The sequence below is a fragment of the Streptomyces sp. JH14 genome (assembly GCF_029428675.1).
Lineage (GTDB): Bacteria > Actinomycetota > Actinomycetes > Streptomycetales > Streptomycetaceae > Streptomyces.
Map to the genome: position 1 here is coordinate 4326709 of NZ_JAJNEL010000001.1, position 15056 is coordinate 4341764.

General features: G+C 69.8%; 17 protein-coding genes. 12 read left to right on the plus strand and 5 right to left on the minus strand.

The window, feature by feature from the left end; all coding sequences use genetic code 11:
* Nucleotides 1-95: 95 nt before the first annotated feature.
* The 3 genes from rplM to glmM all read left to right on the plus strand — a co-directional run bounded on the left by rplM (nt 96) and on the right by glmM (nt 2713).
* Nucleotides 96-539 (plus strand): 50S ribosomal protein L13, encoded by a 444-nt coding sequence (gene rplM, locus LRD69_RS19620; RefSeq protein ID WP_030914195.1) that lies wholly within the window; start codon nt 96-98, stop codon nt 537-539.
* 45 nt (nt 540-584) lie between these two features.
* Complete coding sequence (gene rpsI / locus LRD69_RS19625; protein WP_030979658.1) at nt 585-1112, plus strand: 30S ribosomal protein S9; 528 nt, start codon at nt 585-587, stop codon at nt 1110-1112.
* A gap of 239 nt (nt 1113-1351) precedes the next feature.
* Nucleotides 1352-2713 (plus strand): phosphoglucosamine mutase, encoded by a 1362-nt coding sequence (gene glmM, locus LRD69_RS19630; RefSeq protein ID WP_277327859.1) that lies wholly within the window; start codon nt 1352-1354, stop codon nt 2711-2713.
* A 95-nt stretch (nt 2714-2808) separates the two neighbouring features.
* On the opposite strand, the gene LRD69_RS19635 is transcribed toward glmM, so the two are convergent.
* From LRD69_RS19635 to LRD69_RS19645, 3 genes are read right to left on the minus strand one after another with little or no spacing between them, the layout of a single operon-like run.
* The gene (locus tag LRD69_RS19635; protein ID WP_277327860.1) at nt 2809-3768 is read right to left on the minus strand and encodes a DUF389 domain-containing protein; all 960 of its coding nucleotides are present in this window, start codon (nt 3766-3768) and stop codon (nt 2809-2811) included.
* Nucleotides 3769-3795: 27 nt separating this feature from the next.
* Entirely contained in the window at nt 3796-4791 is a 996-nt protein-coding gene (coaA, locus tag LRD69_RS19640) for a type I pantothenate kinase (RefSeq protein WP_277327861.1), read from the minus strand.
* Complete coding sequence (locus LRD69_RS19645) at nt 4788-5192, minus strand: hypothetical protein (RefSeq protein ID WP_277327862.1); 405 nt, start codon at nt 5190-5192, stop codon at nt 4788-4790. The genes coaA and LRD69_RS19645 overlap by 4 nt, the downstream gene beginning before the upstream one ends.
* Nucleotides 5193-5713: 521 nt before the next feature.
* Here LRD69_RS19645 and LRD69_RS19650 point away from each other — a divergent pair.
* The 5 genes from LRD69_RS19650 (at nt 5714) to LRD69_RS19670 (ending at nt 11125) form a co-directional block, all read left to right on the plus strand.
* Nucleotides 5714-6211 (plus strand): hypothetical protein, encoded by a 498-nt coding sequence (locus tag LRD69_RS19650; RefSeq protein ID WP_277327863.1) that lies wholly within the window; start codon nt 5714-5716, stop codon nt 6209-6211.
* A 396-nt stretch (nt 6212-6607) separates the two neighbouring features.
* Nucleotides 6608-8047, plus strand: a complete 1440-nt coding sequence (locus tag LRD69_RS19655; protein WP_277327864.1) for a hypothetical protein — start codon at nt 6608-6610, stop codon at nt 8045-8047.
* On the plus strand, nt 8044-8811 hold the full coding sequence (locus LRD69_RS19660; RefSeq protein WP_277327865.1) for an ABC transporter ATP-binding protein: 768 nt from the start codon (nt 8044-8046) through the stop codon (nt 8809-8811). Before LRD69_RS19655 ends, LRD69_RS19660 begins: the two co-directional genes overlap by 4 nt.
* A complete protein-coding gene (locus LRD69_RS19665; RefSeq protein WP_277327866.1) occupies nt 8808-10025 on the plus strand; it encodes an ABC transporter permease in 1218 nt (405 codons plus the stop codon). The genes LRD69_RS19660 and LRD69_RS19665 overlap by 4 nt, the downstream gene beginning before the upstream one ends.
* An 8-nt stretch (nt 10026-10033) precedes the next feature.
* Nucleotides 10034-11125 (plus strand): hypothetical protein, encoded by a 1092-nt coding sequence (locus tag LRD69_RS19670; RefSeq protein ID WP_277327867.1) that lies wholly within the window; start codon nt 10034-10036, stop codon nt 11123-11125.
* Nucleotides 11126-11162: 37 nt separating this feature from the next.
* Here LRD69_RS19670 and LRD69_RS19675 read toward each other — a convergent pair whose 3' ends face one another.
* The gene (locus LRD69_RS19675) at nt 11163-11375 is read right to left on the minus strand and encodes a hypothetical protein (protein WP_277327868.1); all 213 of its coding nucleotides are present in this window, start codon (nt 11373-11375) and stop codon (nt 11163-11165) included.
* A complete protein-coding gene (locus LRD69_RS19680) occupies nt 11375-11659 on the minus strand; it encodes a hypothetical protein (protein ID WP_277327869.1) in 285 nt (94 codons plus the stop codon). The genes LRD69_RS19675 and LRD69_RS19680 overlap by 1 nt, the downstream gene beginning before the upstream one ends.
* Before the next feature lie 166 nt (nt 11660-11825).
* Here LRD69_RS19680 and LRD69_RS19685 point away from each other — a divergent pair, with 166 nt between their 5' ends.
* From LRD69_RS19685 to glmS, 4 genes are all read left to right on the plus strand, one after another.
* On the plus strand, nt 11826-12089 hold the full coding sequence (locus LRD69_RS19685) for a GntR family transcriptional regulator (protein ID WP_277329793.1): 264 nt from the start codon (nt 11826-11828) through the stop codon (nt 12087-12089).
* A 19-nt stretch (nt 12090-12108) separates the two neighbouring features.
* Entirely contained in the window at nt 12109-12456 is a 348-nt protein-coding gene (locus LRD69_RS19690; RefSeq protein ID WP_277327870.1) for a transcriptional regulator, read from the plus strand.
* Complete coding sequence (locus LRD69_RS19695) at nt 12453-13127, plus strand: nucleotidyl transferase AbiEii/AbiGii toxin family protein (RefSeq protein WP_277327871.1); 675 nt, start codon at nt 12453-12455, stop codon at nt 13125-13127. Before LRD69_RS19690 ends, LRD69_RS19695 begins: the two co-directional genes overlap by 4 nt.
* Before the next feature lie 79 nt (nt 13128-13206).
* Nucleotides 13207-15054, plus strand: coding sequence for a glutamine--fructose-6-phosphate transaminase (isomerizing) (glmS, locus tag LRD69_RS19700; RefSeq protein ID WP_277327872.1), 1848 nt, complete (start codon nt 13207-13209; stop codon nt 15052-15054).
* Nucleotides 15055-15056: the final 2 nt, after the last annotated feature.

Below are 15056 nucleotides of genomic sequence, written 5' to 3' on the forward strand. Positions count from 1 at the left end.
GGCAGCGTTCCCGGCACTGTGAGCCCCAGCTGCATGATCGCTTCAGGGGTGCCATGTGTCTGGACCTCATCCACTGAAGAAGCGAAGGCTACGAAGTGCGTACGTACAGCCCCAAGCCCGGCGATGTCACTCGCCAGTGGCACATCATCGACGCTGAGGACATCGTCCTCGGCCGTCTGGCCACCACGGCCGCGAACCTCCTCCGAGGCAAGCACAAGGCGATTTACGCCCCCCACATGGACATGGGCGACTTCGTCATCATCATCAACGCCGAGAAGGTTCACCTCTCCGGCAACAAGAAGACCCAGAAGATGGCGTACCGCCACTCCGGGTTCCCGGGTGGTCTGCGCTCCGTGCGCTACGACGAGCTGCTCTCCAAGAACCCGGAGAAGGCCGTCGAGAAGGCCATCAAGGGCATGATCCCCAAGAACACCCTGGGCCGTCAGATGCTCTCGAAGCTCAAGGTCTACGCGGGCGACCAGCACCCGCACGCTGCTCAGCAGCCTGTCCCGTTCGAGATCACCCAGGTCGCGCAGTAGTTCCGGCCTCCCCCCTAAGACATAAAGAAAGATCTGAGGAGAATCGTGGCCGAGACCACTGTTGAGAACCCCATCGAGGGCACCGAGGGCGAAGAGGTCTTCGCCGAGGTGACCACCTTCGAGTCCGAGGTTCCCGTCGAGGGCGAGTACACCAGCGAGTCGCTGGCGTCCCGCTTCGGCGACCCGCAGCCTGCCGCCGGCCTTGGCCGTCGGAAGAACGCCATCGCCCGCGTCCGGATCGTTCCGGGCACCGGCAAGTGGAAGATCAACGGTCGCACCCTTGAGGACTACTTCCCCAACAAGGTGCACCAGCAGGAAGTCAACGAGCCCTTCAAGGTGCTCGAGCTCGACAACCGCTACGACGTCATCGCCCGCATCTCGGGTGGCGGCGTCTCGGGTCAGGCCGGTGCCCTGCGCCTCGGCGTCGCCCGTGCGCTGAACGAGGCGGACGTGGACAACAACCGCGCCCCGCTGAAGAAGGCCGGCTTCCTCTCCCGCGACGACCGTGCGGTCGAGCGCAAGAAGGCCGGTCTCAAGAAGGCCCGTAAGGCCCCGCAGTACAGCAAGCGCTAAATCGCCTGCTCACCTGCTTTACGCGAACGCCCCGGGGGCACTCCTTGTGCCCCCGGGGCGTTCGTTTATCGACGCCTGCGGGCGTATAACGGCATGAGACGTTCATAGGCCCGCCCGGTCGGCATCGCTGCTCGCGTTGCCCGGCGTCTCGCCTTGCGCCCTGCCCTGTGTCGTTTTGACTAGTCATGGGCTCGGTTTACTTTTGCGGTTCGGTTTCGGAGCATCTTCGGAGGACACCAGTGGGACGACTCTTCGGCACGGACGGTGTGCGCGGTGTCGCCAATGCGGACCTGACGGCCGAGCTCGCGCTCGGTCTGTCGGTCGCTGCGGCGCATGTGCTCGCGGAGGCGGGCACCTTTGTCGAGGGGCGGCGTCCCACGGCCGTGGTCGGTCGTGACCCGCGCGCATCCGGAGAGTTCCTGGAGGCGGCCGTGGTGGCCGGTCTGGCGAGCGCGGGCGTGGACGTCCTGCGCGTCGGTGTGCTGCCCACCCCTGCGGTGGCGTACCTCACCGGCGCGCTGGGCGCCGACCTCGGCGTGATGCTCTCCGCCAGCCACAACGCCATGCCGGACAACGGCATCAAGTTCTTCGCCCGCGGCGGTCACAAGCTCGCCGACGAGCTGGAGGTCCGGATCGAGACGGTCTACGAGCAGCACCGCACCGGTGAGCCGTGGGAGCGCCCGACCGGCGCCGGTGTGGGACGCGTCAGCGAGTACGCCGAGGGCTTCGACCGGTACGTCGCCCACCTCATCGCCGTCCTCCCGAACCGGCTCGACGGGCTGAAGGTCGTCCTCGACGAGGCGCACGGTGCGGCCTCCCGGGTCTCGCCCGAGGCGTTCGCACGCGCCGGCGCCGAGGTGATCACGATCGGTGCCGACCCGAACGGTCTGAACATCAACGCCGGCTGCGGCTCCACCCACCTGGACCTGCTGAAGGCCGCCGTCGTCGAGCACGGCGCCGACCTCGGCATCGCGCACGACGGCGACGCCGACCGCTGCCTCGCCGTGGACGCCACGGGCGCGGAGGTCGACGGTGACCAGATCCTGGCCGTGCTCGCCCTCGCCATGCGCGAGGCCGGGCAGCTGCGCAAGGACACCGTGGTCGGCACGGTCATGTCCAACCTCGGCTTCAAGATCGCCATGGAGCGGGAGGGCATCCACCTCGTCCAGACCGCCGTCGGCGACCGTTACGTACTGGAGTCGATGAAGGCCGAGGGCTTCGCGCTGGGCGGCGAGCAGTCCGGCCATGTCATCGTCCTCGACCACGCCACGACCGGCGACGGGACGCTGACCGGCCTGATGCTGGCGGCCCGGGTCGTCGCCACCGGCCGCACGCTCGCGGAGCTCGCCGATGTCATGGAGCGGCTCCCGCAGATACTGATCAACGTTCCGGACGTCGACAAGTCCCGGGTCTCCACTTCGGAGGAGCTGGCGGCCGCGGTCGACGAGGCGGAGCGTGAACTGGGCGACACCGGGCGTGTACTGCTGCGTCAGTCGGGCACCGAGCCGCTGGTGCGGGTGATGGTCGAGGCGGCCGACATCGACCAGGCGCGGGCGGTGGCCGGGCGGCTCGCCGATGTGGTGAAGTCCGCGCTCGGGTAGTGCGTGGTCCTGTTGTTCCATGGCGCCGGAGGCGCCCGATGCACGCATCGGGCGCCTCCGGCGCACTGCTTCCCGGGGCTGCGGCGTACCGCTGATCAGGCCTGAGCGGCGCCGGGGGGCGCGGCGGCGGTCAGGCGGCGGTGGGCGGCCCACAGCGCCTTCTGGACCAGCAGCGTCAGCGTCCCCGCGAGCACGATCCCGCCGAGGTTCGCCATCAGCTGGCCCACCGAGCCCGACGTCTGCCCGTAATCCCGGTAACTGAGCGCCACCGCCGCATTGGCCGCGGCCGGCACGGTCGTCACCGAGATCGCGACGCCGATCAGTGCCCCGGACTTCGCCGAGGTGAGGGAGAGAGTCCCGGCGATGCCCGCCAGGAACGCCACCACGAACGACATCCAGTCCGGCTGCCAGATGAACGCCGTGTTGGGCCGGGGCGCCTCGATCATCGTGTACGTGAACAGGCCGAAGGCGTTCATCATCCAGGCGAAGCCGGACGTCACCGCCATGGCGACGGCGAAGCCGACGACCAGCGTCCACAGCGACCGCCACGCCAGACGGGGGGCGCGCTGCACCAGCGCCGTGGAAATACCGGCCAGCGGCCCGAACTCGGGGCCGACCGCCATCGCTCCCACGATCAGGATCGCGTTGTCGAGCATCACACCGCAGGCGGCGAGCATCGTCGCGACCGACAGGAACGCCGCATAGGTGACGCTGAACGTCGACTCCTCGTGGGTCGCGTCCGTCAGCTCCTCCCACAGCACCGCGTCGACGCCCTCGCCCGGCGCCTCCTCCTCGGCCCGGTCGGCATGCGCGGAGAGCATCAGGTCCGTGCTGTCGACGGTGATCGAGCCGGACTTGTCGATGCCGAGCCCACGCAGTGCGGAGATCAGCTCGTCGCCCGCCTCGCGCGCCACGTCGAACAGCACCACGTCGCCCGCCGGGTTACGGGCGGCCGCGGGCAGCACCACCAGGTGCGTGGTGCCGACGGTGTGCTCGACGAGGTGCAGCACCTCGTCCGTGCGGTCGGCGGGGACGATCAGGCGCAGGTGCAGCACGCGGGTACTCCCGGGGCGCTCGGGGACTCAGAGTTTGCGCAGCGACAGACGCTGGACCTTGTGGTCCGCGCCCTTGCGCAGCACCAGGGTGGCACGGCCCCGGGTGGGCGCCACATTCTCCAGCAGATTGGGCTTGTTGATGGTCCGCCACATGGTGCGGGCATAGTCCATGGCCTCCTCCTCGGAGACCTGGGTGTACTTGCGGAAGTACGAGGACGGGTCCTGGAACGCGGTCTCGCGCAGCTTGCGGAAACGGCTGAGATACCAGGTCTCGATGTCCTCGGCCCGCGCGTCCACGTACACACTGAAGTCGAAGTAGTCGGCGAGCCCGACCCTGGTGCGGCCGTCCTTGCCGGGCAGCGCGGGCTGCAGCACGTTGAGGCCCTCGACGATCAGGATGTCGGGGCGCCGCACGGTGAGCCGCTCGCCCGGCACGATGTCGTAGATCAGGTGCGAGTAGACGGGCGCCGTCACCTCGTCCTTGCCGGCCTTGATGTCGGCGACGAAACGGGTCAGGGCACGCCGGTCGTACGACTCCGGGAACCCCTTGCGCGACATCAGCCCGCGCGCCTGGAGCTCCTTCATCGGCAGCAGGAATCCGTCCGTGGTCACCAGCTCCACCCGGGGGTGCTCGGGCCAGCGGGCCAGCAGCGCCTGGAGGATACGGGCGCTGGTCGACTTGCCGACGGCGACACTGCCCGCGACCCCTATGACGAACGGGGTGCCGCGCTGCGCGCCGTGGCCGTTGCCCGCGTCCCCGAGGAAGGTGTTGAGGGCGCCGCGCAGGCCGGAGGTGGCCTGGACGTAGAGATTGAGGAGCCGCGAGAGCGGCAGATAGACGTCCCGCACCTCGTCGAGGTCGATGACGTCCCCGAGCCCGCGCAGCTGCTCCACCTCGGCGGCGGTCAGCGGCAGCGGGGTCTTGTCGCGCAGGGCACTCCATTCGGCGCGGGACAGGTCGACGTACGGCGTCGCAGCGGGCTCGGCGCGTCGATGGGTGCTCCGTGGCGGCGAAGTGATCACGGGTTCATTGTCGCGGGAGTTTCCACGCAGTGGGGGGTGGGGTCGGTCACGTGGAGAGACGAAAGGGCTCGTACCGGGCGTGCCGCCCACGGTCCGGACCCGGTCATGGCGGAGGGGGAACCGAACCCGGAACCGGTGCCGGTGGCGGCGTCCGAGCAGTCGCCGCAGAGGTGCGAGGCGCCGGACGTGCCGTTCCCGGCGAGGTCCAGCCGCCCGCCGTGGCCGTCCTGCCAGGGGCCCCGCAGCCGGCTCCTCGTCCGTGCGAGCGGGGAGCCGCCCGGCTCCGGAGGGACGTGCACGGAGCGGAGGACCAGCAGCAGGATGACCAGCCCCGTGGGAACGAGCAGCACGAGGCCCGTACCGGTGCTCAGCCCCCGCACGATCGCGGTTCTGTCCGGCATCGGGCGCTTCGGCCGATGGGGCGAAGGAGGCCCGGGGCGCGGCCCACGCGATGCACCCTCGGGTCCCTGCCCGCGGCCGCGGGAATCAGCATCCGCGGCCGATCCGCAGCGACCGGTCCGGGCCGGGAGCCGGTCGTACGGTGTCGGTTCCACGTTGACCGTGAAGCCGTCGGGACGGGTCAGCGGCCGGGCCGGTCGTACCGCCGCCGCGCCTCGCTCCGCCCGGGTTCCGGCTCGCGGGCGGTGGTCAGCCGGGTGGCCCGGACCGGTCCAGGCGCTCCGTCGAACAGGCGGAAGCGGCAGGGGTGTTGACGAAGTGGCCCCCGATGCCGTTTCCCGGGATCCCGTTCCTTTCCACCGGCGTAATCATGACCATTCTTGTCACTGACCTGTCAGGTTGGTCTGCGGGATTGCCTCCTGTATGAATGGACAACAGCAGGCCGCACTCGGGGATTTGGGTGTGGCGTGCATGCGGTTTCTTGACCGGAAACCGTTTTCTTTATTCACGGGGAGACAATCGAATGAACAAGGGCATACGTATGCGCCTGATGTCCGGGACTGCCGCCGTATTCGCGGCCGCGGCCCTCGTGCTGACGGCGTCGCCGGCGAACGCCACTTCGGCCTCCACTTCGGTGGGCATCCCGGGTGGCAACAAGATCTCGGTGAATGCCTGGCACTGCGGGTTCTACGTGAGCGCCTGTGACTGGAAGGCGTCCACGAAGATGTCGGGGACGAACCCGCGCAAGGCGAAGTGGATCCAGAACCGCGCCGAACTGCAGGCCCACGGTGTCAGCGTTTCTCTCACGATCTCCAAGAACCCCGAGGCCACGCTCACGATGAAGAGCCGGTCCCTGGGGGAGGTCCGCTGGAAGAACACCAACGCCAACATCTCCGACACCTACGGCCAGATGCGTCCGGGTGGCGCCACCACGTACGTGTCGACCAAGAGCTGCGGTTCGGCCAAGGTGACCAACTCGATCAACATCAGCGAGAAGTGCGCCTACGCGGGCGCCGCCTGATCATCCGCCGCTTCGGCTGAGCCGATGCGGCGCGTGAAACGAGTTGAGGTGCCACACCGTCAGGGCCCGGCGTTGTGGCACCTCTTCGTGAGCCTGCAGGACGACGCACGGGGGCGTTCGGTGACATTCGGTGCAGTGACGCGTGGCAGCAGGCCGGCGTCCCGCTTTGTGGGGGCATTCATGTGCGCCGCCCTCATGACGTCATGCACATCCATCTCCACATCAGGTGAGTCCGGGGGGCGCGAATCCGCGGCCGCCCGGCAATTCGATCTGCTGGTCAGCGCAGAGAACGGCTACTACTACCATGCGTTCCTGCGGCAGCAGCCGGCGGGACCTCAAGCGCAGTCCTTTGCGCTGCGGACGCTTTCGGAACTGGGCCGCGCTCCCAGGACGAGCATGGATTCGGCCCGGGCCACTTCATTTCGCCGGGGAGCGCTGGAGACCTCCTCGCTCTGGGGCCGTGACTGGATGATCCCGCTGTGGCGTGCCGGTGCCGGCGAGGTCCTGGGCGCCCGTGATGCGGACGACGTGAACGGATTCCGGGCCAGGGGCGGCTGGTACGTCGACTCCGCCCTCGGTGACGACGGGGACGCCGCGCACCTGGGCGCCACCTGGGCGGCCCTCGAAGTGCTCGGTGCACTCGGGCGGCTGGACGGCCTTCCGACGGCGGACCGGGCCGCCACCGTCGCCTGGCTGCGCTCGCTGGAAGGGAGATCCCGGGCGCTCGACCGGAGCAGCGCACTGGCCCGCTCGCTCCGGTTGCTGAACGAGCCCGTACCCGCCGGCCTCACCCGGATCGCCGCGCCGCGCACGGACGACTTCACGGCCCTCACGCCCGACGCCCGGGCGACCCGGCTCGCCGACACCTACAGCTACGTGCTGATCCAGGAGGCGGCGGGGAGGCGGCCCGCCGTGAACCGCGCGGTCTGGGAGCCGGTGCTCCGGGACGGTGTCACGACACTCCCGTACGAGCAGCTCTACGACCTGGTCCACGTACTGAAAGCGGCCGGATCACCGAAGAGCGTGTTCGCACCGGTGCTGAAGAGGCTCGACGGCGAGCGGCTCGACGACGGGACGGTACGCGACCCCGACGCCTACATCGGTGACCCGGACGCCTCCCTTTTCGTGCAGCGGCTGCGGACGCTGGCCGGCTGGTCGCGCAAGGACCCCGGGCTGCTGACGGCGGTGGCGCGCGAGGAGAAGTCCGGCGAGGCCGGCCAGGAGGACGCCGAGCGGCTGAACCGGGCCGCTCTGCGCCACGTCACCGCGGGCGGTGGCACGAGCGAACCGGCGCGGCGGCTGTGCGCCGACCCGCAGGTGCTGCCCGCCACGGTGACCGAGCGGAACGCCACCCCGTGGCAGCGCACCACCCTCACCTGCACCGACGCAGGGGCCTCGCCGGTCACCCCGGAGATCGGCACCTGGAACCTGGACACCCCGGACCGGGTGGTGGCGGCGGCGACGGTCGCCGTCGGGCTCGCCGACAGCGGCCGACGCGACCGTGTTCCGTCCTGGATCACCGCCGACGCCCTGAATCAGTGGGCCCGCAATCCGGACCGCTTCACCTCCGTCTACACCTACGCGCTGGTCGTACGGGCGTACTCGCTGCTCGGCGGCGCGCCGGACACGACGCTGCGCGAAGCCGTCGGGCGCGGCATCACGCCGTACCGGGGCTGTCCCGGGCTGCCCGACCTGTTCCAGGTCGGTGGCGGGGACACCGCCTGCGATCTGAAGACCACCTGGGGTGTGTGGATGTTGGACCGGCAACTGAACGGCATCATCGGCGGGCTGCCGACCGGCACCGCGAACAACGGAAAGCGAGCGACAGTTCGGTGAACGCATTGCTGCGGGCCGAGGGTGTGGGCAAGTCCTACACCCTGCGCGGAAGAAGGGTCGATGCCCTGCGCGGCGTCGACCTTGCGGTGAGGGGAGGCGAGGTCACCGCACTGGTCGGCCACTCGGGCTCCGGGAAGACCACGCTCCTGCACATTCTCGGGCTGCTGACCCCGCCGGACAGCGGCCGGGTGTTCGTCGCAGGCGGCGGTGGCACGGGTACCGACGCCGCTCGTTCCGTCGGCAGTGGGCCCGTCGACACGGCGGGCCTCTCGGACGGAGCGCTGGCTGATCTGCGTCGCAGCCGGCTCGGGTTCGTGTTCCAGTCGTACAACCTGCTGCCGCAGCACTCGGCGCTGCGCAACGTCGTCCTGCCGTTCCTCGGCCGTCGCAGCGAGGGTGAGGCACGCGCCCGCGCACTGCTGGCGCGGGTCGGGCTCGCGGAGCGTGCCGACCATCTGCCGGGAGAGCTGTCGGGTGGTGAGCAGCAGCGGGTGGCACTGGCGCGGGCGCTGATCAACGATCCGCCCGTGGTGCTGGCCGACGAGCCGACCGGGAACCTCGACACGGAGAGCGAGGACGCGCTCCTCGGGTTGTTCCGGGAACTGGCGGACGAGGGCCGGGCGGTGCTCCTCGTGACGCACAACCCGGCGGTGTCGGAGTTCGCGGACGTGGTGCACCGCCTGGAGAAAGGCACGTTCGAGAAGCCCCTGAGCAAGCCCGTCGAGGCAGCTCCGGCCGAGCACGGAACGGAGAGCGCGGAATGAACGTATTCAGTCTGGCGCTGGCGAATGTCCGCGCCCTGCACCGCCGCCTGTTCGGCCTGGTGGCGTTGGTCTCGGTCGCTGCCGCCGTGTGTCTCGGTGCCCTGGGCATCGCCGACCGGGCGCAGGGCGCCACCGACTCGGGCGTCAAGGAGAGCAGCGCCAACCGCAGCATCACCGTCGACCGCCCCGACCGGCGCCCCGACACCCCGCAGCTGACGGACCGTACCGCTGCCCGGCTTGCGAAGCTTCCGCACGTCGAGTCGGTGCAGCACCGGGCACAGGTGTCGTTCGGGGTCATGACCGCGGCGGGAGACACCGTCCTGCTCTACGCGACGACCTACCGGCCCGCACTGACGCCGCCGGTCACCAAGTCCGTACGCAAGGAGCTCTTCCCCCTGCGCCCGGGCGAGATCGTGGCACCGGCCGCGTCGCAGGGGGTGGACCTGAGCAAGCTGGTGGGCCAGGAGATCGAGATCGAGACCACCCGCTTCGTACGACAGGGCGAGGGGACCGGAGTCGGCGGACACGCCCGCCTGGTCGGGGTGTACGACCCGACGTGGCAGCTGGACAACCCGGATGCCGCGTACGCCGCCGACGCCACCGTGGTCACATGGGCGGCGCAGCGGGCCGGCCAGCCGGAGAAGAGCTATCTCGGCACCGTCGGCTACGACCAGCTGACCGTGGTCGCCAGGACGGCGGCGGACGTGCCGGACGTGACGAAGGCGGTGCAGAAGCTGGGCTATCCGGCGGTCACGCTCCAGCAGCAGCTCGATGCCCTGCCCGCGGTCCTGGAGATGATCAAGACGGTCGGTCAGGTGCTGCTCGGGGTGCTCGGGGTGTTGGCGTTCGTGGGCGCGGTCACCGTGACCGGCGCGTTGTCGCGGCAGCGGGCGCAGGAGATCGGCATCCTCAAGGCGGTCGGTTTCCGCACCAGGTCGGTGCTGACGATGCTGGTCGCGGAGATGGCGCTGGTCGGTGCCGTCGCCGCGCTGATCGGCGCCGTGCTCGGCGCGGTGCTCGGCAGTGGCGCCGCGGCGCTGCTGCGTGGCAGCGCGGACCTGGCGCCGTACGTGAAGGGCTGGGTGCTGCTGCCGCCCGCGGGCACCCTGCTTCTGCTCCTCGGGCTGACGGTGCTGGTGGTGGCGATGGGTTCGCTGGCCCCGGCGCGCCGTGCGGCGAGGATGTCCCCCACCGATGCGATGAAGGACTGGTGAGTCCCCCCATGCCGTACCCCACGACCCGCAGGAGCCGGCGCTCCGAGCACCACGCACGGCTGACCGGTCCGGCCCGAGCAGCTCTCCTCCTCGTTGCGTTCGGCTCGACGGCCGCGCTGACAACGGCCTGTTCGGGCCCGGGGGGAGTGGACCTGGGCAACGACTGGCAGGGCTCCCGGACCTTTGCGCTCGCCGACGTCGACGGACTGGTCACCGTCGTCGGGATCAACCCGGACAAGCCCAGGGCGGAGAGTCTGGTCGTCGTGCCCCAGCAGGCCGACGACGACGATGCGATCAGCCCGCACATCGTCGAACTGGCCGATGGACGCTGGCTGCTGACCGTCCCTCGCAAGGGCGGCAAGCCGGACCGGCGGTACGAGATCGACCGCAAGGACCACACTCTTGACGGCATGACGGGCGACGAACGGCTGCGCCGGATCCTGCCCGGCAAGAGCCTGGTCGCCGAGGTCGCGGGGCTGCCCGATACCAAGTCGGCGAGCGGCGCCGCGGAGTCCAGCGTGCTGGTACGGGACCCGGCGAACTGGACCACGAAGCGCGTGATCAAGGTCCCCGGCATCATCGACCTCGCGGCCTCCGACCCGGCTTCGGACACGATCTGCCTGGGCAGCGACTCGGGTGGCACCAGGATCTCCGTCGCGGATCTGGCCAACGGGCGGGTCACCTCCGTGTCCGTCCCGAAGGGCCTGGACGTCAAGGACCTCGCCTGTCCGTCCGGCCATCCGGTCATCGTCGGCTCTCCGGCCGCGGGCCGGTCCGGCGACGTGAAGGTCTCCCTGACCCGCAGCGCCGCCGAGACGGTGGTCCGGGTGGACGGTGGCCGGGTCGATGCGGTGGCGGCGACGGGCTCCTCCCTCGTGGTCGCGGTGGCCACGGGCAACGACACGGAGCTGGTGGAGGTCGATTCCGCCAGCGGCAAGGAGTTGCACCGCGCCCGCACCAAGGACCTGGCCGCGTCCCTGAACATCACCCCCAGCTCGACGGGCTGGCTCGTCTACACCGAGAACACGGTGACGCGCGTGAACCTCGCCACGGGCGAGGCGAAGCGGTTCGACCTGCCGGGAACCCTGCTGGACTCCTGAACCCGCTCACGCGGCGCCCTCCTGGAGGAGGAACGGCTCACGGCATGCGCCGTTCCTCCTTCGCCGGACGGTGCCGGCGGGCGGCTTCGAGTTCTTCGAGGGGGTCCGGGGCGGGCGGGAGGTGGGGTGCGCAGTCGGGGCAGGCGTAGACGTTCCAGCCGGGGCCGCTGGCGCTGTGGATCTCCTGGATCAGGACGGGGGTGTCGGTGATCCGATGGCAGCGCAGGCACATGCGTACCGGGTCGGGCATCAGGCCACCTCCATGCCGTGGATCCAGTACGGGCCCTCGTCGTCGAGGCCGATCGTGGCGAGGAACAGGGCCCGGCGGCGCTGTCGCTGTTCGTGTGCGGTGAGGTACGGGCGTACGAGGGCGCTCGCGCTGCCGTCGAGCGGTGCGTCCAGGGGGTGCGGTCGGTGGGGTGGTGGGGGAGCGGCGATTCGCGCGCCACGTTCGGTGGGTCGGCCGGGTTCTGCGCGGCGGGGTTTGAACAGGGCCGTGGCCCAGGCGATGAGGCGGCCTACGAGGTCGGTCACGTCGTCAGCTCCGATTCGGCGGGAGGCATCGGCCGGGCGTGTATCCCTGCCGCGAGATCCGTTGCTGAAGCTGACGCTAATGAAGGACATCTATAGATGTCTATAGTGAACAAGTGATGTGAGCTCCTGTGTTCGGGTATCCGTGTCTGTGTACGGTCCGGGCGTGATGAAGTACGACCCGACGCGTCCGAAGTGGATGCAGATCGCCGAAGTGATCCGCGCACGCATCGCGAGCGGTGAGTATCCGCCGCACCACCGTCTCTCCGAGATGCAGATGGAGCAGGAGTTCGGCGTAGCGAGAGTCACCGTCCGCAAGGCAACCGCCGCCCTGCGGGAAGAGGGCGCGATCGTCACGTCCCACGGCATGGGCTCGTTCGTCGCCGATCGGCGGCACGGCGAAGACGCCGATCCGGGGGACGCGGCCCAGTAGCTGCGGGATAATCACGGGCATGGCCACTGAACCCGCCGTGTCCGAGCTTCGCCGGGCCAAGTTTGCGAGGCGACTGCCCGGAGATCTCTCCGAACTGGTCGGCCCGGACCACGGCGTCGTCGAACTGCCCCTTCACCTTGCCTGGTCGGGACTGCGCCGGTTCGATCTGGACGAGCCCCGGCTGAGGATGGGTCTCTACCGGATTCTCCTGGCCGAGGGGATGCGCGAGGACCTGGTCCGGTACGTGAACCGGGACGTGTTGGTGGCCGTCTGGCCGGTGCTGCGGACGCTGGTGAGCCGCGCCATACGCGATGTCTGGGAGGAAGCGTTCGCCGAGCTGCATGCCGGCGATCAGGCCGCCGCGTGAGGCTTCCGCCGCTGCACAAGCGGCTGCTGGACGACGTGATCGCCGTGGGCGCGCCCTTTCCCCTCGTTCTGACCGGCGGATATGCCGTGCAGGCGCACGGTCTGGTGGACCGGCTCAGTCAGGATCTCGACGTGGCCACCGAGAGTCCGGCCCGGATGGCCGATATTGCGGCCGCTCTCCGGGCGGGGCTCGAGGGGCGGGGCTGGCAGGTCCGGCAGATCGAGACGGATCCCCTGTCCGCGCGGCTCGTGGTCACTGACTCGGGCACGGGTGAGCAGTGTGAGGTGGACATCCTCAAAGAGGCGCTCTGGTATCCGGCTGTGCAGACCGATTACGGTCCCGTGCTCGCCGTCGAGGATATCGTCGGGACGAAGGTGCGCGCCCTGGCCGACCGTGGACTTCCCCGGGACCTGATCGACGTTCACGCAGCCTCCGGCCGTTGGCCCGAGGCGGAACTGGAGGCGTTCGGTCGCCGTCATGCGCGAGAGGAGTTCTCCCTCGTGGACCTCCGGGCTCGGCTGGCCGGGGCGTACTGGATCGACGACGCCGAGTTCGAGGCCTACGGCCTGACCGCCCCTGAGATCGCAGTGCTCCGGCGGTGGGCGCAGGAGTGGGAAGCGGATCTGGGGCTGCGGCTGGCAGAGGAATACGGCGACTGCGCCGACGAATGATCCCGGGTGCCCCGTTCCCCTTCTGCGACGATGCCGAGTGAAGTGAGGGGAGGGCGGCCACGAAAGGATCGGGAGCGTTATGTGTGGAATCGTCGGGTACGTCGGTGGGCAGTCCGCGCTTGATGTCGTCGTCGCAGGGCTGAAGCGCCTCGAATACCGGGGTTACGACTCCGCGGGCGTCGCCGTCCTCGCGGACGGCGGGCTCGCCTCCGTGAAGAAGGCCGGGAAGCTCGTCAATCTGGAGAAGGCGCTGGGCGAGCAGCCGCTCCCGGCCGGTACCACCGCCATCGGGCACACCCGCTGGGCCACCCACGGCGGTCCCACCGATGCCAATGCCCACCCCCATCTCGACAACGCGGGGCGCGTCGCCGTCGTGCACAACGGGATCATCGAGAATTTCGCCGCGCTGCGTGCCGAACTCGCCGAGCGCGGGCACGATCTGGCGTCCGAGACCGACACCGAGGTCGTCGCCCATCTGCTTGCCGAGGCGTACTCGTCGAGCGGTGATCCGGCGGAGGCGATGCGGCAGGTGTGCCGGCAGCTCGAGGGGGCGTTCACTCTCGTCGCCGTGCACGCCGATGAGCCGGACGTGGTGGTGGGGGCCCGGCGGAACTCGCCGCTGGTGGTCGGGGTCGGGGACGGTGAGGCGTTTCTGGCCTCCGATGTGGCCGCGTTCATCGCGCACACCCGGTCCGCGATCGAGCTGGGGCAGGATCAGGTCGTCGAGCTGCGCCGGGAGTCCGTCACGGTCACGGACTTCGACGGGCAGCCCGCCGACGTCCGTGAGTACCACGTGGACTGGGACGCGTCCGCCGCCGAGAAGGGCGGCTACGACTACTTCATGCTCAAGGAGATCGCCGAGCAGCCGAAGGCCGTGGCCGACACCCTCCTCGGGCGGATCGACGGCGCCGGCACGCTCCACCTCGACGAGGTGCGCATCCCGCCGCATGTGCTCCGGGAGGTCGACAAGGTCGTCATCGTCGCCTGCGGGACCGCGTTCCACGCCGGGATGATCGCCAAGTACGCCATCGAGCACTGGACCCGGCTGCCCTGCGAGACGGAGCTCGCCAGCGAGTTCCGCTACCGCGACCCGATCCTCGACCAGCGCACCCTGGTCATCGCGATCTCCCAGTCCGGGGAGACGATGGACACGCTGATGGCGCTGCGGCACGCCCGCGAGCAGGGCGCGAAGGTCCTCGCCATCTGCAACACCAACGGGTCGACTATTCCGCGCGAGTCCGACGCCGTGCTGTACACGCACGCCGGGCCGGAGGTCGCCGTCGCCTCGACCAAGGCGTTCCTGACGCAGCTCGTCGCCTGCTATCTCGTCGCCCTGTATCTCGGCCAGACCCGCGGGACGAAGTGGGGCGACGAGATCCGGACCGTCGTGAGGCAGCTCTCCGACGTCCCCGGGCAGGTCGAACGGGTCCTGGGGACCATGGAGCCGGTGCGCGCGCTGGCCCGTTCGCTGGCGCACCACGACACGGTCCTCTTCCTGGGGCGCCATGTGGGCTATCCGGTGGCCCTCGAAGGCGCGTTGAAGCTCAAGGAGCTCGCGTACATGCACGCCGAGGGCTTCGCGGCCGGTGAGCTCAAGCACGGGCCGATCGCGCTCATCGAGGACGATCTGCCGGTCGTCGTGGTCGTGCCGTCGCCGCGTGGCCGGTCGGTGCTCCACGAGAAGATCGTGTCGAACATCCAGGAGATCCGGGCCCGCGGCGCCCGCACCGTCGTCATCGCGGAGGAGGGCGACGAGGCGGTCGTTCCGTATGCCGATCATCTGATCTGGATTCCCGTGACGCCTACGCTTCTCCAGCCGCTGGTGGCGACCGTGCCGCTGCAGGTCTTCGCCTGCGAACTGGCCACCGCCCGCGGCAACGAGGTGGACCAGCCGCGCAATCTGGCGAAGTCCGTCACCGTCGAGTGAAT